General features: G+C 69.4%; 17 protein-coding genes and 1 riboswitch. Of the genes, 3 read left to right on the forward strand and 14 right to left on the reverse strand.

Features of this window, described 5'->3' with window-relative positions; genetic code table 11:
* Window positions 1-288: 288 nt before the first annotated feature.
* From ACIBU0_RS24320 to ACIBU0_RS24335, 4 genes are all read right to left on the reverse strand, one after another.
* Entirely contained in the window at window positions 289-1,302 is a 1,014-nt protein-coding gene (locus tag ACIBU0_RS24320; protein WP_398821697.1) for an NlpC/P60 family protein, read from the reverse strand.
* Window positions 1,303-1,533: 231 nt separating this feature from the next.
* Window positions 1,534-2,568 (reverse strand): NlpC/P60 family protein, encoded by a 1,035-nt coding sequence (locus tag ACIBU0_RS24325; RefSeq protein ID WP_398821758.1) that lies wholly within the window; start codon window positions 2,566-2,568, stop codon window positions 1,534-1,536.
* A 211-nt stretch (window positions 2,569-2,779) separates the two neighbouring features.
* Window positions 2,780-4,123: an NYN domain-containing protein gene (locus tag ACIBU0_RS24330; RefSeq protein WP_398821699.1), complete on the reverse strand. Its 1,344-nt coding sequence runs from the start codon at window positions 4,121-4,123 to the stop codon at window positions 2,780-2,782.
* Between the two features lie 39 nt (window positions 4,124-4,162).
* Window positions 4,163-4,402, reverse strand: coding sequence for a hypothetical protein (locus tag ACIBU0_RS24335; protein WP_062702813.1), 240 nt, complete (start codon window positions 4,400-4,402; stop codon window positions 4,163-4,165).
* 167 nt (window positions 4,403-4,569) lie between these two features.
* Here ACIBU0_RS24335 and ACIBU0_RS24340 point away from each other — a divergent pair, with 167 nt between their 5' ends.
* Window positions 4,570-5,337 carry a rhomboid family intramembrane serine protease gene (locus ACIBU0_RS24340; RefSeq protein ID WP_398821701.1) on the forward strand — a complete coding sequence of 256 codons (768 nt, stop codon included), beginning with the start codon at window positions 4,570-4,572 and terminating at the stop codon, window positions 5,335-5,337.
* A complete protein-coding gene (locus ACIBU0_RS24345) occupies window positions 5,334-5,615 on the forward strand; it encodes an Lrp/AsnC family transcriptional regulator (protein WP_398821703.1) in 282 nt (93 codons plus the stop codon). Before ACIBU0_RS24340 ends, ACIBU0_RS24345 begins: the two co-directional genes overlap by 4 nt.
* On the opposite strand, the gene ACIBU0_RS24350 is transcribed toward ACIBU0_RS24345, so the two are convergent.
* From ACIBU0_RS24350 to ACIBU0_RS24380, 7 genes are all read right to left on the reverse strand, one after another.
* Entirely contained in the window at window positions 5,616-7,754 is a 2,139-nt protein-coding gene (locus ACIBU0_RS24350) for a PQQ-binding-like beta-propeller repeat protein (protein WP_398821705.1), read from the reverse strand.
* Window positions 7,755-7,830: 76 nt separating this feature from the next.
* Window positions 7,831-9,192 (reverse strand): aminotransferase class V-fold PLP-dependent enzyme, encoded by a 1,362-nt coding sequence (locus ACIBU0_RS24355; protein ID WP_398821707.1) that lies wholly within the window; start codon window positions 9,190-9,192, stop codon window positions 7,831-7,833.
* A gap of 144 nt (window positions 9,193-9,336) precedes the next feature.
* Window positions 9,337-9,453, reverse strand: a riboswitch (SAM riboswitch).
* Between the two features lie 72 nt (window positions 9,454-9,525).
* Window positions 9,526-10,590 carry an anthranilate phosphoribosyltransferase gene (gene trpD / locus ACIBU0_RS24360; RefSeq protein WP_398821709.1) on the reverse strand — a complete coding sequence of 355 codons (1,065 nt, stop codon included), beginning with the start codon at window positions 10,588-10,590 and terminating at the stop codon, window positions 9,526-9,528.
* Between the two features lie 142 nt (window positions 10,591-10,732).
* Entirely contained in the window at window positions 10,733-12,370 is a 1,638-nt protein-coding gene (locus ACIBU0_RS24365; protein WP_398821711.1) for a cytochrome bc complex cytochrome b subunit, read from the reverse strand.
* Entirely contained in the window at window positions 12,367-13,416 is a 1,050-nt protein-coding gene (locus tag ACIBU0_RS24370) for a Rieske 2Fe-2S domain-containing protein (RefSeq protein WP_398821713.1), read from the reverse strand. Before ACIBU0_RS24370 ends, ACIBU0_RS24365 begins: the two co-directional genes overlap by 4 nt.
* Entirely contained in the window at window positions 13,413-14,225 is an 813-nt protein-coding gene (locus ACIBU0_RS24375; protein WP_398821715.1) for a c-type cytochrome, read from the reverse strand. The genes ACIBU0_RS24370 and ACIBU0_RS24375 overlap by 4 nt, the downstream gene beginning before the upstream one ends.
* A 79-nt stretch (window positions 14,226-14,304) precedes the next feature.
* Entirely contained in the window at window positions 14,305-14,925 is a 621-nt protein-coding gene (locus ACIBU0_RS24380) for a heme-copper oxidase subunit III (RefSeq protein WP_398821717.1), read from the reverse strand.
* A 145-nt stretch (window positions 14,926-15,070) separates the two neighbouring features.
* Between ACIBU0_RS24380 and ACIBU0_RS24385 the strand changes: the two genes are divergently transcribed.
* Window positions 15,071-15,472, forward strand: coding sequence for a hypothetical protein (locus ACIBU0_RS24385; RefSeq protein WP_398821719.1), 402 nt, complete (start codon window positions 15,071-15,073; stop codon window positions 15,470-15,472).
* Between the two features lie 94 nt (window positions 15,473-15,566).
* On the opposite strand, the gene ACIBU0_RS24390 is transcribed toward ACIBU0_RS24385, so the two are convergent.
* The 3 genes from ACIBU0_RS24390 to ACIBU0_RS24400 form a co-directional block, all read right to left on the reverse strand.
* Window positions 15,567-16,832: an Ig-like domain-containing protein gene (locus tag ACIBU0_RS24390; RefSeq protein WP_398821720.1), complete on the reverse strand. Its 1,266-nt coding sequence runs from the start codon at window positions 16,830-16,832 to the stop codon at window positions 15,567-15,569.
* A gap of 130 nt (window positions 16,833-16,962) precedes the next feature.
* Window positions 16,963-17,361, reverse strand: coding sequence for a cytochrome c oxidase subunit 4 (locus ACIBU0_RS24395; RefSeq protein ID WP_398821722.1), 399 nt, complete (start codon window positions 17,359-17,361; stop codon window positions 16,963-16,965).
* On the reverse strand, window positions 17,358-18,134 hold a 777-nt coding region (locus tag ACIBU0_RS24400), incomplete at its 5' end, for a cbb3-type cytochrome c oxidase subunit I (protein ID WP_398821724.1). The genes ACIBU0_RS24395 and ACIBU0_RS24400, both read right to left, overlap by 4 nt.

An 18,134-nucleotide genomic window follows, 5' to 3' on the forward strand; every position in this document is an offset into this window, starting at 1 on the left:
AACCACCGTCGGCGAACCGGCTGGCACGGCATCGGCCACCACCCGGCCACCAAATCGCTCAGCCCGACCACCTGCGCCGTCCCGGGCGCCCCCATGCGGAGCCGTCCGAGCCACGCCGACCCGGATCGAAGCCGACCGACACGGGCGCGCTCCCCCTCCAACCGCCGCGCCCTCAAGCGCCGTCGGCAAGTCGGTCGGCGCGGTACCGGCCGGAGCCCGGGCGCCAGGCCGCTCGGCACGGACACCGCGCTCCACCCGGGGCGTACCCCGGTCCGGAGCCGGTCCGGGTCATACCCTGGTGACCGTCGCCCCCGGGATCATGCCGACCGGGTCGTAGCGCACGGGGGCGCCGGGGTAGGGCGCGTGGATGACCTGGCCGTTGCCGACGTACATGCCGACGTGGCTGGCGTCGGAGCGGTAGGTGACCACGTCGCCGGGCTGGGCCTCGGAGAGAGGGACCTGTCGGCCGGCGTACCGCTGGCCCTGTGAGGTGCGCGGCAGGGAGACGCCGGCCTGGGCGTACGACCACTGGATCAGGCCCGAACAGTCGAAGCCGTAGGGGCCGTTGGCGCCCCACACGTACGGCCTGCCCAGCGCGGACTGGGCGGCGGCGACGGCGGCCGCCGCGCGGGCCGAGGACGCGACGGCGTTGCCGAAGTCGGGCAGGATGTCGCGGCCGGAGCGGGAGGCGCGGTCGTAGGCGGCGCGGTCGCTCGCCGTGAGGGAGTTCAGCAGCCTGCGGGCCTGGGCGAGTTTGCGCTCGACGGTCCGCTTGTGGGTGGCGACGGCCTTGCGGCTCTTCTCCAGTTCGGTGAGCTGCTTGGCCGCTTCGGAGCGCTCCTGCGCGAGCACGCGCATGGCGTCCTGAAGGTCCTTCAGCTCCCCGGCCTGGTGGGCGCTGATCCGGGCGATCCGGGCGGCCTTGTCGAGGTAGTCGGCCGGGTCGTCGGAGAGCAGCAGGGCAAGGGAGGGGTCGATGCCGCCGGAGCGGTACTGGGCACCGGCCAGCAGACCGAGCGCGTCCCGCTTGGAGTTGATGTCCTCCTGCTGGCGGGCGATCCGGTCCTGCGCCCTGCGCACCTGGTCGCGGAGCTTGTCGGCCCGCTCGTCGGCCTTGTTGTAGGCCTCGGTGGCCTTCTCAGCCTCCTCGTAGAGGCGGTCCACCTTGGCCCGGGTGTCGTCGTGCGGTGCGGCCGTGGCCGGTACGACTCCGAGAGCCGTGGCGGCGGCTGACATGACACAGAGCGCTGCACCGGTGCCGCGGTCGAAACCGGACGGTGCAAGGCGACGATGGGACCCCACGGGAAGCCGCTCTCCTTCCGCTGGCGGACAAGGACTCGTCCCCCCGCATCGGGGGAAACGCGGCAGACAGTAACTCCGTGCGGCGGTGACGACCAACGCCCTCTGTGGGCACACAAAGTGACGCCCCGCCTCTGACGCAGGTCATGGGCGGGGCGTGGGGTCAGGCGGGGGTGCCGCAATTCGCTCGTTCGGGCGGCACCTTGTGTTGATCTTGCAGGCGTACGGCCCGGGTCAGATGCGGACGCCAAACTGGAACGGCATGTTGTTGATCGACTCGTAGCGGACGGTCGTGCCGGTGCGCGGGGCGTGCAGGATCTGGCCGTTGCCCGCGTAGAAGCCGACGTGGTGCAGGTCGCCGTAGAACAGGACCAGGTCGCCGACCTTGAGCTCCGACTGGCTGTAGATGCGCGTACCGGCGTTGGCCTGGGCCTGCGAGGTGCGCGGTATCGAGACGCCGGCCTGGGCGTAGGCCCAGGAGGTCAGGCCCGAGCAGTCGAAGGAGGACGGGCCGGAGGCGCCGTAGACGTAGGGCGAGCCGATCTTGCTCTGGGCGGCCTGGAAGGCGGCCATGGCCCGGCCGGAGGCGGAACCGGTGTCGCCGAGGTCCACGCGGTCGGCGGAGGAGCGGCTGGCGCGGGCCTCCTCGGCGGCGAGGGCGGCCTTCTCCGCCGCCGTCAGGGAGTTGAGCAGCTTCTGCGCCTCGGCGAGCTTGGCCTGGACTTCCTTCTTCTTCTTGCCCAGCTCGGTGCGGGTGGAGGAGAGGTCCTTGAGCTTGTCGGCGGCCTCGGCGCGCTGCTGGGCGAGCTCGCGCTGCTTCTGCTGGATCTTCTTCAGCTGGTCGACCTGCTGGGCGCTGAGCTGGTCGGCGGTGGACGCCTTGTCCAGGTAGTCGTCCGGGTTCGACGACAGGAACAGCTGGAGGGACGAGTCGATGCTGCCCGTGCGGTACTGGGCGGCGGCCGCGAGGCCCATGGCGTCGCGCAGCTCGTTGAGCTCTTCCTGGCCGCGGGCGACGTTGTCCTGGATGGTGGAGATCTCCTTCTGGAGCTTCTCCTGCTTCTCCTTGGCCCCGTTGAACTTCTCGGTGGCCTGCTCGGCCTGCTCGTAGAGCTCGTCGACCTTGGCCTTGACCTCGTCCTTGCTGGGCTTCTCGCTGGGGGCCGCGTTGGCGGCCTGCGAACTGATGGCCACGGCAGCGGCGGCTGCGGTGGTCAGCACGGTCACGCGTGCCCGGCTCGGCTGTTTGGGTCGACGGTGGGACGCCACGGAGGTGAACTCCTTCTTCTGAGTGATCACCCGCTCGGAGGTTCGACGCCAGACCCTAGTGACCCTCTTGTGATCAGATCAAATCCTCACACGAAAAATCTCGTCACACACGTCATTCTTTACACACAACTCACATGTGGTCATGCGCCCTTGACCCTGCGTTGCCTGCCGACCAGGCCAATTCGGGCATTGCCTCTGTACGTTGGCCTATTCAGGACAGTCGCTTCAGAAGCACCGCAGAAGCCACCGGCCGCGCCCCGGCCCGGGCCACCCCGTCGGCCACCTCGCGGTCGGTGGAGGCGACGATGACCGGCCGGCCCGGCGGCTCGGCGCGCACCAGCTGGCGGATGAGCTCGTCGGCGGTCACGCCCGGCTTGGAGAACAGCACCCGCACCCCGCGCGGCGGAGCCAGCAGCACCGGCGCGGCCAGTTCGGCCCCGTCGAAGACGCAGGTCACCTCGGCGCCGGTCTGGGCGGCGAGCTGCGAGAGCTGGCCGAGGAGCCTGAGCCGCTGCTTCTCCAGGGGCATCTGGGGATAGCCGGTCTTGGTGACGTTGTAGCCGTCGACCACCAGGTGGGCCTGCGGGAGGGCGAGGAGCTGGTCGAGGATCGCGGGGTCGTTCTCGGACAGGGCCCGTGCGGCGATGTCCTTCGGGGTCATGCGGCCCGGTTCGACCGCGTCCACGGTCTCGGCGGGCCGTACGGAGACCGGCGGCAACGCCAGTTCGCGGCGCAGCCCTTGGGCCGCGTCCAGGAGGGTGTCCAGAAGCAGCCGGACGCGCATGTCCTCGACACTGCGCCCCTCGCGTGCTGCTTTGCGCGTGGCTTCCAGGGCCGCCTCGGCCTCCCCGAGCCGTGCCTTGAGCCGCCGGGTCTCGCTCTCGGCGGCGGAGACCTGGGCGTGCCCCTCGGCGCGCACGGCCTCGATCTCGCCCTGGACCCTGCGCAGGGCGGCCTCGCCGCGCTTGACGTCACTGAGGGCGGAGCGCAGCTTCCGGTGAAGCGATTCGGCTTCCTTCTTGGCCGCGTCCAGCTCGGCGCGCAGCCGCTCGGTCTCGTGCCGGGTGTGCTCCCGGGCGTGGACGAGCTCCTCCCGCAGCCGCTCCAGCTCGGCGCGGTTCTCCTCGTCGGCGCGCTCGGCGTCGGCCCGCTGGGCCTCCTCGCCGGCCGCGGTGACCAGCTTGACCCAGCCGGTGGGCCGCAGAACATAGGCCGCGGCCGCCACGTCGAGCGGATCCGCGGCCGGAGGCGCCGAGCCGGAGTCGAGAGCGCCGGAGAGCTCCGGCTGGGTCTCTCTGAACTTCTCCCCGATGCGCTGCCGGAACAGCGGATCGGTCTCCAGCGCCGCCGCCATGGCGTTGCCGGCGAACTTGGCCCGGCGGTTCGGCGCGAACCGGGCGTACTGCCGCAGTTGCGCGGGCAGTTCGCCGACGGTCAGTCCGCCGAACCCGTCGGACACGATCTGTACGACCTTGCGCCGTACCGCGTCGGGCAGCGGACGGTCGAGCACCTCAGCGGCGCCGTCGCCCGGCCCCCCGCCTTGTGTCTCCACCATCCGTCAACACCCCAATTGCCTGTGCGGGGCCCGCTCCGGTCAGGAGCCGGCGCCCGGCCTGTCCACGAGTTCCACCTTGTCCACGGCGTTGCACCAGCGGCAGCGCACCGACTCGATCGTCTCACTGAGCACCTCGCGCTCCTCGACCTTGGGCTCACCGGCCAGATCGAGGTGGACGTACTCCACGACCTTGGACGAGCGCGTCACGTCGAAGCGCGTGAGGTTGCCGCAGAGGGTGCAGCGCCACCGCGTCGTGGCGGTCGGCAGGGGAACCGTCATCGTGACCGTGCTCTTTCCTTCTAGGTCTTCTATTGTCCGTGACGCCCCGGGACTCCCCGGTGCGTGTGGCTCGTAACCCTACGGCCTGGCGGGTACTCGCCGCCTGTCCGTCTCGGGCGGCGAGGCGGTCTGTGCGCGTGCGTCCCGTTACGTCATGCTCTGTGTTCATGATCGGCAACTGGAGCGTGGCGCATTTCGGGACTCGGTTCGGCAGGGCGGGCCGATCGGTCCGGTCGGTCTTCCGCTCGTCGGCGCCGGTGACGTACGGGCTCATCGCCCTGTGCTGTCTGCTCTTCCTGACCGGCCCCGCGGCGGGACTCAATCCGGCGTACGGCTCCGGCGAGGGGCTGCTCGCCGCGCAGCGGGCCTATTTCCACCGCTGGGGCGTCGTCCCCGCGGAGCTGTTCGAGGGGGCGCCCCGGGCCGTCCTCACGCCTGCCACGGCCCTCTTCGTGCACGGCAGCTGGGTGCACCTGCTCGGCAACATGCTCTTCCTCTACGTCTTCGGCGTGATGACCGAGGAACGGATGGGCCGCGTCCAGTTCACGCTCTTCTACCTGGGCTGCGGCTACCTGGCCCTGCTGGGCTATGCGGCCGCCAACGACGACTCCGGCCAGTCCCTGGTCGGCGCGTCCGGGGCGATCTCGGCGGTCCTCGGCGCGTTCCTGTTCCTCTTCCCCGGGGCGCGCGTCACAAGCCTGCTTCCGTTCCTGCTCTTCCTGCCGCTGCGCTTCCCCGCCTGGGTCGTGCTGCCCTTTTGGGTGGCCCTGCAGTGGGTGGCGGCGGGGCGGGCGGACCAGGGGCCCGGGGTGGCGTATCTGGCGCACCTGGTGGGGTTCGCGGTGGGGTTCGGTTACGCGTGGGCCCGGTTCGGGCGTACGACTAGAGTGAAGGCCGCCCCTGCTCCGGCCTCCGAGGGAGAGAACCAGCCGTGATCACCGCGATCGTCCTCATCAAGACCAGCGTGGACCGGATTCCCGAGATCGCGGAGCGGATCGCTTCGCTGGAGACCGTCAGCGAGGTCTTCTCGGTCACCGGTACCTACGACCTGATCGCCATGGTGCGGGTGAAGCAGCACGAGGACCTCGCCGAGGTCATCCCGGGCCGTATCAGCAAGATCCCCGGCGTGGAGGCGACGGACACGCACGTGGCGTTCCGGACGTACTCGCAGCACGACCTGGAGGCGGCCTTCGCCATCGGGCTGGACAGCTAGCTACACCTTGAGGTCCAGGGCGGTGATGCTCTGGTCCGTGTTGACGTAGAGGCGGGTGCCGTGGAGCGCCGGGGGCACCATGGACTCGGAGGTGTCGACCGGCACCGACCAGCGGCGCTTGCCGTCCAGTCCGACGGCCTGGACGGCGCTCTCGGTCTGCACGTAGATCGTCTCGCCGGCGACGGCCAGTCCTGGGAGCCAGTCCGCGCCGCTGTCGTACGTCCATGTCTTGGCGCCGTCGGCCTTGATCGCCGTGACAGTGCCCCCGGTGTCGACCACCCCCAGCGAACCCGCCGCGACGCATCCCGCCGCCTCGCCCAGTTCCGCGCTGCTCCAGATCCTGTTGCCGTCCAGGTCGAACCCGTGCAGCCGCGACTCGGTGTCCGACGTGGTCACCAGGGTCCGCCCGCCGACCAGGGTGGGGCTGTTGACGTCGGCCCCGCCGGAGACGGACCAGCGCACGGTTCCGTCGGCGGCGTCCAGGGCCACCAGGCGGTCGCCGTACGTGCCCGCGTAGATCACGCCGCCGGACACCAGCGGGGTGGCGGTCACCCCGCCGGGGGTCGTTCTGCGCCACCGCACACCGCCGTCGGCGGAGTAGGCCCGGATCTCGCCAGCGTCCGTACTCCCCGCCCCCACGACCACGGCGTCACCGGCGAGGACCGGCACGGAGCCGTGCTCTCCGAGGTTCCTGCTCCACAGGAACCGACCCTTGAGGTCCACCGCGCAGAGCAGTGACCAGGGGGTTTCCTCGTCTCCGCCGTACGTGGTGCAGAAGACCGCGTCCGCGGTGACGACCGGCGTCGACGCCCCTCCCCCTTGGAGCCTGATCCGCCACAGTTCCTCACCCTCGGCGGAAACGGCACATACGGTGCCGCTGTCGACGGCCGTGTACAGCACACGTCCGTCCGCCGACACGCCCGCGCAGGGCCCGCCCGCCGCATCCAGCTGCCCGCTCTCGTACCGCCAGGCCACCGTCGGCGGAGGAGTCGAACTGGCCTTCACGGACGGCGACTTCGAGGCTTTGCCGCCGGAGGCCCCGTCGCCGGAGTCCCGTGTGAAGAGGAAGCCACCGACACCGGCTCCCGAGGCCAGCACGCCGCCCGCGGCGATCGCCAGGAGGCGGCGGCGTGACGGCCCGCGCCCGGTACCGCCGGGCTCGGTAGGAAGATCTGCCACCGAAGGCTCGCCGACCACCGTGGCCGGAGCGACGTACTCGACGCGGCTCCGCGCCCCCTCCCCGGAGTCCCGGCCGGGAAGCCACCGTTCGTCGCCCTCCGGACGGTCCGCGGTGAAGGCCAGCCAGCCCGGGCGGGTGCTGTCCCGCAGTGAGCGCCCGGTGTGGCCGGCGGCCTCGACCACGGCCCGCGGGGTGGGCCGTTCCTCCGGCTCGGCGTTCAGGCAGGACTCGACGAGCGGCAGCACCCGCTTCGGCACCCCGGTCAGATCGAAGTCCCCGGTCAGGATCCGCAGCAGGATCACCGAGTCCTGACCCTCACCGAAGGGAGCACGGCCGCCGGCGGCGTACGCGAGGACGGCGCCCAGCGAGAAGACGTCGCTGGCCGGGCCCACCTCGGCGCCGTTGCGGATCTGCTCCGGCGAGACGTAGCCGACCGAGCCGACGATGGTGCCGGTTCTGGTCAGCGAGGTCGCCTCCAGGGCCCGTACGATCCCGAAGTCGATCACGCGGGGGCCGTCGGCCGCGAGGAGGATGTTGGACGGCTTGAGGTCGCGGTGGACCATGCCCTTGCCGTGGATCGCGCCGAGGGCCTCGCCGAGCGCCGCCGCGAGGGTGAGGACCGCGTCCTCGGGGAGCGGGCCGTGGTCCAGCACCGCGTCCCGCAGGTTCGGCCCGTCGACGAACTCCGTTGCCATCCAGGGACGTTCGGCCTCGGTGTCGGCGTCGACGACACGCGCGGTGTACGTACCGGCGCCGCCGACCGTCCGTGCGGCCCGCACCTCCTGCCGGAAGCGGGCCCGGAACATACGGTCCTGGGCATGCTCGGGGCGCACCACCTTGACGGCGAGCCGGAGCCCCGACCGGGACTCGGCCAGATAGACCTCGCCCATGCCGCCCGCGCCGAGTCTGCCCTCCACCTGGTACGGGCCGATCCGGCGCGGATCCGACTGCCGCAGCACGTGCACGACTCCCCCATCGCTTGATCGCCGACCGGCGGACGGGGAGGATCGTACGACGTACTCCACGGTCACATGGTCAGACGGCGGGGACGCAACGGCCTTCCACGGTGCGGTAGTTCCACTTCGCACCGTCCCGTACGAGTTCGCGTACGGCCGTCACGAAACGCTCGACATGCTCGTCGGGCGTGCCCGCCCCGAAGCTGACCCGGATCGCGTTGAGGGACTTCTCGCCGGGCGCCGCCTCCGGAGCACCGCACTCGCCCTGCGTCTGCGGGTCGCTGCCCAGCAGGGTCCGGACCAGCGGGTGGGCGCAGAACAGGCCGTCGCGCACGCCGATGCCGTACTCGGCGGAGAGCGCGGCGGCGAAGTGGGAGCTGTTCCAGCCGTCGACGACGAAGGAGATGACGCCGACGCGCGGGGCGTCGTCGCCGAAGAGGGAGAGGATCCGGACCTCGGGGACCTCGGCGAGCCCGGCCCGCACCTTCTCGATCAGGCCCTGCTCGCGGGCGACGAGGTTGTCGAAGCCCGCCTCGGTGAGGGCCTTGCAGGCGGAGGCGATGGAGTAGGCGCCGATGACGTTCGGGGAGCCGGCCTCGTGGCGGGCGGCGCTCTGGTGCCACTCCACGTCCACTCCCCCGTCCTCGCGCCGGGCGACCTTGCGGCTGGCGCCGCCGCCCGCGAGGTACGGCTCGGCCGTCTGCAGCCAGTCGGCGCGGCCGGCCAGGACACCCGAGCCGAAGGGGGCGTACAGCTTGTGGCCGGAGAAGGCGACCCAGTCGACGTCGAGGTCACGGACGCTCACCGGGTGGTGCGGGGCCAGCTGGGCGGCGTCCAGGACGATCCGGGCGCCGTGCGCGTGCGCGGCCGCCGCGAGCTCGCGCACCGGCCACAGCTCGCCGGTGACGTTCGAGGCGCCGGTGACGCAGACCAGGGCCGGGCCATGGGGGTCGCGGTCGGCGAGGGCGCGCTCCAGGGTCTCGACGGCCTGGCGCGGGGTGCGGGGGGCGTTGAGGTAGGTGACGCGGGCGTCGCGCCAGGGCAGCAGGGAGGCGTGGTGCTCGGTCTCGAAGACGAAGACCTGGCAGTCGGCCGGGAGGGCGGCGGCGAGGAGGTTGAGCGAGTCCGTGGTGGAGCGGGTGAAGACCACCTGGTCGGTGTCCCGGCAGTCGAGGAACTCGGCGACCGTCCTGCGGGCGTTCTCGAACAGGTCGGTGGAGAGCTGCGAGAGGTAGCCGGCGCCGCGGTGAACGCTGCCGTAGTACGGCGCGTAGGCGGCGACGTCGTCCCAGACGCGCTTGAGGGCGGGCGCGCTGGCGGCGTAGTCGAGCGCGGCGTAGGTGACCTCGCCGCCGGTGACGAGCGGGACGGTGACGTCACTGCCCAGAACGGGCAGAGGGGTGCAAACGGTCTGGTCGGCGGCAGCGGTGAAGACAGACATGGGGAACTCCCGTGAAGCGCATGCGAGTTGAGGGCACGCGGAGAAGAGAAAAAGGGTGCGCGGAGGCGGGGCTCAGCAGCCCTATCGCATTCGCTTGCTCACGGAAGACTCCCTCGAACGACCAGGACCCCTGGTTTCGAGAGGGGCCCGCGCTTGCCGTAGACCTCGCTGCCTACGGCCTGGTCTTCACCCGGGGCACCCCGCCACGGACGGAGGGTTGCCGGACAGTCGGCCGGGGCCTCATGACTGTCACTCATGACCTGGACAGGAACGTACGCGAAGTGATCGCGGTCCCGCAACTCGTGTCCGAATTACGGGACCGCCCTCCCGCAGCTATGCGTTGCTGGCCGCCACCCAGCGGTCGAGGGTCCGCTTGGCCGCCCCCGAGTCGATCGACTCCGCCGCCTTCGCCATCCCGGCCCGGATCTGCTCGGTGAGGGGGGCGTCCGTCGGGTTCAAAGCCACCAGTGCGGCGGCCGAGTTGAGCAGTACGGCGTCCCGGACGGGGCCCGTCTCGCCGTTCAGCAGGCGCAGCGCCACGTCGGCGTTGTACGACGCGTCCGCGCCCCGCAGCGCCTCCACCGGCACCAGGTCGATGCCGACGTCGCGCGGGTCGAAGGTCTCCTCGGTCACCTTGCCGTCGCGCACCACCCACACCCGGGACGTGGAGGTCGTGGTGAGCTCGTCGAGGCCGTCGTCGCCGCGGAACACCAGGGAGGAGTTGCCGCGCTCGGCGAAGACGCCCGCGACGATCGGCGCCATGCGCGGGTCGGCCACGCCGACCGCCTGGGCCTTCACCTTCGCCGGGTTGGTCAGCGGACCGAGGACGTTGAAGGTGGTCCGGATGCCCAACTGACCCCGCGCAGCCGCCACATGGCGCAGTGACGGGTGGAACTTCACCGCGAAGCAGAAGGTGATCCCGGCCTCCTCCGCGACCTCGGCCACCCGCTGCGGCGTCAGCTCCAGGTTGACGCCGAGCTTCTCCAGCACATCCGAGGCGCCCGATGCCGAGGACGCCGCCCGGTTCCCGTGCTTGACGACCTTGGCGCCCGTGCCGGCGATGACGATCGACGACATCGTGGAGATGTTCACCGTCTTCGCGCCGTCGCCGCCCGTGCCGACGATGTCGACGGTCGGGCCCGACACCTCGATCACGTTCGCGTGCTCGTACATCGTCCGGACGAGACCCGCGATCTCCTCGACGGTCTCTCCCTTGGCCCGCAGCGCCACCACGAACCCGGCGATCTGCGCGTCCGTCGCCTCGCCGCGCATGATGAGGTCCATCGCCCACGCCGTGTCGTCGGCGCTCAGGTCCCGGCCGTCCAGCAGGCCGTTCAGCAGCAGGGGCCAGGAACGGCCCGCCGCGGTGTCGCCTCCAGCGGGGGTCACAGCGCTCATAAGCCGCTCCAGGGTCAGGCGTCCCGCACTACGGGACGAGAATCTCAACGAGGTCCACCCTATCCAGCCACGGGGCATGGCGAAGGGCCCCGTCCGAACACCGGACGGGGCCCTTCTGCCGTGGCGTGGCGCAGCGAAGCGATCAGTGGTGGCCGTGGCCGCTCGTGATCTCCTTGTACTCCTCGACGGTCGGCTTGGGGACCTGGCCGTCCTCACCGAAGTACGCCTTGCTGAGCTTGGCGCGCAGCTTCTGGGAGCCCTTCACCTTGCGCTCGACGCCGTTCTCGTCGACCGTCGGGCCGATCTCGAGCGGCTTGTACTGCTCGTGCGCGGTGAGGGTGTGCAGCGCGTCCTGGCTGAGGGGCTCGTGCACCTCGATGAACTCACCGTGCGGCAGGCGCTTGATGATGCCCGACTCGCGGCCGTGCAGCACCTTGTCCTTGTCCCGGCGCTGCAGGCCGAGGCAGATCCGCCTGGTGATGATGAACGCGAGGACCGGTCCGGCGAAGAACCCGATCCGGACGAACCAGGTGACCGCGTTGATCGACAGGTGGAAGTGGGTGGCCCACAGGTCGTTGCCACCACCGACCAGGCCGATCATGTACACGGTGATCCAGGCGACACCGAAGCCGGTACGCGTCGGAGCGTTGCGCGGACGGTCCAGGATGTGGTGCTCGCGCTTGTCCCCGGTGACCCAGGACTCGATGAACGGGTACAGCGCGATCGCCGCGAGGACCACACCGAAGAGCACCAGCGGGATGAACACACCCAGGACCAGCGTGTGACCCCAGAGGTTGATCTCCCAGCCCGGCATGTAGCGGACCAGACCCTCGGCGAAGCCCATGTACCAGTCGGGCTGGGCGCCGGTGGACACCTGGTCCGGACGGTAGGGGCCCATCGCCCAGATCGGGTTGATCTGCGCGACCGCCGCGATGGCCGCGATGACACCGAAGACCAGGAAGAAGAAGCCTCCGGCCTTGGCCATGTAGACCGGCAGCAGCGGCATGCCGACGACGTTCTTGTTGTTCTTGCCGGGGCCCGCGAACTGCGTGTGCTTGTGGTAGAAGACCAGGATCAGGTGGCCGACCACCAGGCCGAGCATGATGCCCGGCAGCAGCAGGATGTGGATCGAGTAGAAGCGGGCCACGAAGTCGACGCCCGGGAACTCGCCGCCGAAGAGGAAGAACGAGATGTACGTGCCGACGATCGGCATGGACAGGATCGCGCCCTCGGTGAAGCGCACACCCGTACCGGAGAGCAGGTCGTCCGGGAGCGAGTAGCCGGTGAAACCGGTGAACATGCCCAGGACGAACAGCAGGAAGCCGAACAGCCAGTTGATCTCACGCGGCTTGCGGAACGCGCCGGTGAAGAACACGCGCATCATGTGCACGAACATGCCGGCGAGGAAGATCAGCGCCGCCCAGTGGTGGATCTGCCGGATGAGCAGACCGCCGCGCACGTCGAAGGAGATGTGCAGGGTCGAGCTGAACGCCTCACTCATCAGCTGTCCCTGCAGCGGGACGTAACTGCCGTGGTACTCCACCTCGTTCATCGACGGGTGGAAGAACAGCGTCAGGTACACACCCGTGAGGATGATGATGATGAAGCTGTAGAGGCAGACCTCACCCAGCATGAACGACCAGTGGTCGGGGAAGATCTTGCGCATGTTGGCCTTGGCCAGGGAGTAGATCCCCAGTCGGCCGTCGGCCCAGTCGGCGACGCGCTCGCCGGCCGGTGCCTTCCCGCGAGAGCGGGACTCGGGGGTCGTCGTAGTGCTCATCCGCGCTCCCAGAAAGCAGGACCGACGGGCTCTTCGAAGTCGCCGAGCGCCTCGAGGTAGCCCTCGTCGTTCACACCGATGCGCAGCTGCGGCAGGGCGTGACCGGCGGGGCCGAAGATCACTCGGGCACCGTCGGAGAGGTCGAAGGTGGACTGGTGGCAGGGGCAGAGCACGTGGTGCGTCTGCTGCTCGTACAGGGAGATCGGGCAACCGACGTGGGTGCAGATCTTCGAGTACGCGACGATGCCCTGGTGCGACCACTCAAGCTCTTGCTTGTCCTTGATGTCGTCGGGCTGGAGCCGGACGATCATCAGGGCGGCCTTGGCGATCTCGTTCTGGAAGTCGTGGTCGTGCTCCTCCAGGCCCTCCGGCTTCGCGAAGGTGAGGGAGCCGACCGCGACGTCCGAGGGACGCAGCGGCTCGTTGGTGTTCATGTTGACGAGCAGCTTGCCCTTGGACCACAGGGTGTGGCGCAGCTTGGTGCCGGGCAGCGGGCCGAGGTCGCGCAGCAGCACGACACCGGAGAGCGGGAACAGGGCCAACGCGCCGAACATCGTGTTGCGGATCAGCTTGCGGCGACCCAGCGCGGACTCCTTGGCGCCCTGCTTGAAGTCGGCCATGACCTTGGCCTTGACCTCGGGCGACGCCTCGATCGGGTGCCGGTCGTCGGCGACCTCCACATCGGACATCAGGGTGCGGGCCCAGTGGACCGCGCCCGCGCCGATGCAGAACAGCGCCCCGCCGAGGGTCAGACCCAGCGCGAAGTTCAACGCGTTGAGGTGACCGATCGGGAAGACGAAGATCGACTTGTCGTGCGGGATCGCGACGTACGAGGCGATGAAGCCGACGGTGGCCAGCATCGACACCGTGAACAGCAGGGCGACCGTGCGCTCGGACCGCCTGGCGGCCCGCTCGTCGATGTCCTGGATCCGGTGCTCGTGGGGCGGCAGGCCGGGGTCGGCGAAGGGGTCCTTCTCGTCCGCTACCGCGACGGTGACGTCCTGCTCAGCGGGCAGGTTCTCTTCTGGAATGTCTTGGCTACTCATGACTTCTTGGCCTTTGCGGTCCGAGCGGCGACCCAGACGGCGACCGCGATCAATGCGCCGAGACCGAAGATCCAGGCGAAGAGGCCCTCACTGACCGGGCCGAGGCCGCCCAGCTCCAGACCACCCGGGTTGACCGTCTCATCGCTGTTGACCGCGTTCAGGTACGCGATGATGTCCTTCTTGTTCTGCTCCGACAGCGTGGTGTCGGGGAACGACGGCATGTTCTGCGGGCCGGTCTGCATGGCCTCGTAGATGTGCTTCGGGTCGACGCCCTCGAGCGTCGGCGCGTACTTGCCGTGCGTCAGCGCGCCGCCCTTGCCGGTGAAGTTGTGGCACTGGGCGCAGTTGTTGCGGAAGAGCTCGCCGCCCTTGGCGATGTCCGCTCCCTCGGAGCCGTACTGCTCCTCGGTCGGGACGGACGGGCCGGCACCCAGCGAGGCGATGTACGCGGCGAGCTGGTCGATCTCGGCCTGCGAGTAGATGTTCTTCTTGCTCGGGACCTGGGCGCCCTGGGAGGTGGCGGCCGGCATACGGCCCGTCGACACCTGGAAGTCGACGGCGGCGGCGCCGACGCCCACCAGGCTAGGACCGTCGGAGGTGCCCTGACCGCCGGTTCCGTGGCAGCTGGCGCAGCCGACGGTGTAGAGCTTCTTGCCCTCCTCGATGGTGAGGGACTGGGCGGTTTCCTCGGCCTGCGCCTTGTCCGCGGGAGCGAACACGGCGTACAGCCCCCCCGTGCACGCCAGCGCGAGGAGTAGGACGACGACCGCCGCCAGCGGATGGCGTCGTCGTGCGGAGAGCTTTTTCACGGATTACCCCGGTGTCAGGATCTTCTGCGTCGATGCTTGCGGTATGTGCGTTGTGGAACGCGCGCGGGATCGGGCCCGGCTACTTGATCATGTAGATCGTGGCGAAGAGGCCGATCCAGACGACATCGACGAAGTGCCAGTAGTAGGACACGACGATCGCGGCGGTCGCCTGTTCGTGGGTGAACCTCCTGGCCGCGTAGGTGCGCCCCAGGACGAACAGGAAGGCGATGAGACCGCCCGTCACGTGCAGGCCGTGGAAGCCGGTGGTGAGGTAGAAGACCGAGCCGTACGGGTCGGACGAGAGCGAGAGGCCCTCGTGCTTGACCAGCTCGGTGTACTCGTACACCTGACCGCCGATGAAGATCGCACCCATGATGAAGGTGACGATGAACCAGCCCCGGAGCTTCTTCACGTCACCGCGCTCGGCGGCGAAGACGCCGAGCTGGCAGGTGAGGGAGGAGAGCACCAGGATCGTGGTGTTCGTCGCCGAGAACGGGAAGTTCAGGAAGTCGGCCTTCTCCTTCCAGAACTCGGGCCCTGTCACCGATCGCAGGGTGAAGTACATCGCGAAGAGGGCCGCGAAGAACATCAGCTCGGAACTCAGCCAGATGATGGTTCCGACGCTGGTGAGGTTCGGTCGATTGACCGACGGGTGCGCGTGACCCTTGTCTACTGTCGTTGCTGTCGCCACGACCGACATTATGTCGGTCGCTTATCCCGCCCTCACTCCGGGGGGTGCCGTTCGGAGTGTCTTCCCCGTTCATACCGGTGTTGACGTGGTGTTCAAGGGAGTAGCATCCGGGCCAACAGGCCTGTCCTTACGACGCTGACGTCACGGAGGAACAATGCAGCCGACCGCCACGGTGCTGGTCTACAGCGACGACTCCAACACCCGCGAGCAGGTGCGGTTGGCGACGGGGCGGAGGCCTGCTCCGGATGTGCCTGTGGTGGAGTTCGTGGAGTGCGCGACTCCCGGTGCCGTCATCAAGGAGCTGGACAAGGGCGGGATCGACGTCTGTGTCCTGGACGGTGAGGCCGTGCCCATGGGGGGCATGGGGCTCTGCCGGCAGATCAAGGACGAGGTGTTCAACTGCCCGCCGGTGCTGCTGCTCATCGGGCGGCCGCAGGATGCGTGGCTGGCCACGTGGAGTCGGGCTGAGGCGGCTGTGACGTTGCCTGTGGAGCCGGTGGAGTTCGCGGCGGCGTTGGCTTCTCTGCTGCGGACGAAGAGGCTGCAGAGCGCCTAGGAGCTCGGTTCGACAGGTTTCGCGGCGGCTGCGGGTCGTCTGTGGCTTGTCGCGCGGTTCCCCGCGCCCCTGGGGACGCTGCCCCTGGGGGCGTTCACACGCTCTGCGGCCTCAGCCTTGCCCGTTCCGACGGGCTCGGGCCGTCCGGTGTGCCGCCCAGCAGGGCGCTGCCGGTGCGCCATTTCTTCCAGTCGAGGTTCCAGTCGCCGAAGCCGTTGCCGAACGGTTCCATCGTGTTGCCGTACGAGTTGATGACCTTGACGATGTCGCCCTCGCGGACGTTGTCGAAGAACCACTCGGCGTTGGCGGTGCTCATGCCGGTGCAGCCGTGGCTGACGTTGGCGTAGCCCTGGGAGCCGACCGACCAGGGGGCGGCGTGGACGTACTCGCCGCTCCAGGTCACGCGGGTGGCGTAGTAGACGGGTAGGTCGTAGGAGTCCGCGGAGCCCTCGGCTATGCCTATGCTCGTGCCGCGCATCCGTACGAAGTACTCCTTGGCCAGGACGACCTTGACGCCGTTGCGGGTGTCGAAGCCGGGCTTGCCGGTCGTGACGGGGATCGACCTGACCTCCTCGCCGTTGCGGTAGAGCGTCAGCTGGTGGGACGCGGCGTCCGTGACGGCTATGACCTGGTCGCCGATGGTGATGGTCAGGGGTTTGACCTTGCCGCCCCAGAGGCGGTCGCTGATCTTGACGCCGTCGAGGTTGCTGCGCGCCCGTATGGTGGCGCCCGTGGGCCAGTACTCCTTGGGGCGGTAGTGGAGTTCCTTGTCGCTCACCCAGTGCCAGGTGCCCTCCACGGCGGGTATGGAGTCGACCCTGAGGGCCCGCTCGACTATGGCGCGCTGGCCGGTGTCCTTGACGGGCTGGTTCAGCTCGGCCGTGATGGGCTGACCCACGCCGTACTTGCCCGCCTTGGGGCCGAACTTCACCGTCAGGTGCTTCTTGGTGGTCGGCTTGCTGGTGACGAACGTGAGGACCTTGCGGCCGGGGGCGCCGTCCTCGTCCTCCGTGCTCACGCGCACCGTGTAGCGGGCGTTGGCGGCGAGCGGGGAGGTGCTGTGCCAGCGGGTGCCGTCGGCGGAGAGTTCGCCCGCGACGTAGCGTCCTGCGGCGTCCCTGGCGGTGACGTCGGTTATTCGGCCGTCCGAGTCCTCCGTGGTGACTTCCAGGGGCTTGTCGGGGTCGGCCTTCTTGCCGCCGCCCGAGGGGCCGTTGAAGGCGATCTGGTCCGCCGCGTCGTACGGGTCGGCGGACAGCGGGTTGCCGTCGCTGCTGCAGCTGATGGCGCTCGCGCCGAGCGCTGTCACGAGCAGCGTGCAGCCTATGACGGTGCTCGTGCGCGGTCGTGGGTTGGTCATGGCTTCACGCTAGGAAGCCGCGTCACCCGTGGCGCGCGGGGTGATGCGTTCGGGTGAGGGCGATTGCTGCACAAGCAGGAGCCCGGACCCCCTGACGGGGTGTCCGGGCTCCCGATGAGCTCAGCTCGTGCTACTGGGTGCGGTTCTCACCGCGGTAGTACTCGAAGACCCAGCCCCACAGGCCGACCAGGATCAGCGGCGCCGAGAAGTACAGCAGCCACCAGCCGACGGCGATCGCCAGGAAGGCGAGGGCGCCACCGATCGCGAGGGAGAGCGGCTGCCAGCTGTGCGGGCTGAAGAACCCGACCTCGCCGGCGTCGTCCGCGACGTCCGCTTCCTTGTTGTCCTGCGCCCCCGCGTCGACCCGCCGGGCGGTGAAGCCCAGGTAGAAGCCGATCATGATGGCCAGGCCGAAGGCCAGGAAGAGCGCGGTGGTACCGGCCGGCTCCTTCGACCACACGCCATAGACGATCGCCATGGCGAGGATGAAGACGCTCAGCCACATGAACATCCGGCCTTGGATCTTCACTTGCCGGCCTCCTTGGCGCCGTTGCCGGCCAGAGCCTTGCCCCCGTGCGGGGCGTTCTCGAGCTCGTCGAGCGCGGCGATCTCAGGGTGGTGCAGGTCGAACGCCGGGGATTCGGAACGGATCCGCGGCAGGGTGAGGAAGTTGTGCCGCGGCGGCGGGCAGGACGTCGCCCACTCGAGCGAGCGGCCGTAGCCCCACGGGTCGTCGACGCCGACCGGCTTGCCGTACTTGGCCGTCTTCCACACGTTGTAGAAGAAGGGCAGCAGCGACGCGCCGAGCACGAACGAGCTGATCGTCGAGATCGTGTTCAGGGCGGTGAAGCCGTCGGCCGCGAGGTAGTCGGCGTAACGGCGCGGCATGCCCTCGGCACCCAGCCAGTGCTGGACGAGGAAGGTGCCGTGGAAGCCGATGAACAGCGTCCAGAACGTCATCTTGCCCAGGCGCTCGTCGAGCATCTTGCCCGTCCACTTCGGCCACCAGAAGTGGAAGCCGGAGAACATCGCGAAGACGACGGTGCCGAAGACGACGTAGTGGAAGTGCGCCACCACGAAGTACGAGTCGGAGACGTGGAAGTCCATCGGCGGCGAGGCCAGGATGACACCGGTCAGACCACCGAAGGTGAAGGTGATGAGAAAGCCGGTCGCCCAGAGCATCGGTGTCTCGAAGGACAACGAGCCCTTCCACATCGTTCCGATCCAGTTGAAGAACTTCACGCCTGTCGGGACGGCGATGAGGAACGTCATGAAGGCGAAGAACGGCAGCAGCACACCGCC

The organism is Streptomyces sp. NPDC049627 (assembly GCF_044465645.1).
Taxonomy (GTDB): Bacteria; Actinomycetota; Actinomycetes; order Streptomycetales; family Streptomycetaceae; genus Streptomyces.

Excerpts from the sequence above, each read along its gene's own strand:
- ACIBU0_RS24330 (WP_398821699.1), bottom strand. The coding sequence starts at position 4,123 with ATGGTGGAGACACAAGGCGGGGGGCCGGGCGACGGCGCCGCTGAGGTG.
- ACIBU0_RS24335 (WP_062702813.1), bottom strand. The coding sequence starts at position 4,402 with ATGACGGTTCCCCTGCCGACCGCCACGACGCGGTGGCGCTGCACCCTC.
- ACIBU0_RS24340 (WP_398821701.1), top strand. The coding sequence starts at position 4,570 with ATGATCGGCAACTGGAGCGTGGCGCATTTCGGGACTCGGTTCGGCAGG.
- ACIBU0_RS24355 (WP_398821707.1), bottom strand. The coding sequence starts at position 9,192 with ATGTCTGTCTTCACCGCTGCCGCCGACCAGACCGTTTGCACCCCTCTG.
- trpD (WP_398821709.1), bottom strand. The coding sequence starts at position 10,590 with ATGAGCGCTGTGACCCCCGCTGGAGGCGACACCGCGGCGGGCCGTTCC.
- ACIBU0_RS24365 (WP_398821711.1), bottom strand. The coding sequence starts at position 12,370 with ATGAGCACTACGACGACCCCCGAGTCCCGCTCTCGCGGGAAGGCACCG.
- ACIBU0_RS24370 (WP_398821713.1), bottom strand. The coding sequence starts at position 13,416 with ATGAGTAGCCAAGACATTCCAGAAGAGAACCTGCCCGCTGAGCAGGAC.
- ACIBU0_RS24380 (WP_398821717.1), bottom strand. The coding sequence starts at position 14,925 with ATGTCGGTCGTGGCGACAGCAACGACAGTAGACAAGGGTCACGCGCAC.
- ACIBU0_RS24385 (WP_398821719.1), top strand. The coding sequence starts at position 15,071 with ATGCAGCCGACCGCCACGGTGCTGGTCTACAGCGACGACTCCAACACC.
- ACIBU0_RS24390 (WP_398821720.1), bottom strand. The coding sequence starts at position 16,832 with ATGACCAACCCACGACCGCGCACGAGCACCGTCATAGGCTGCACGCTG.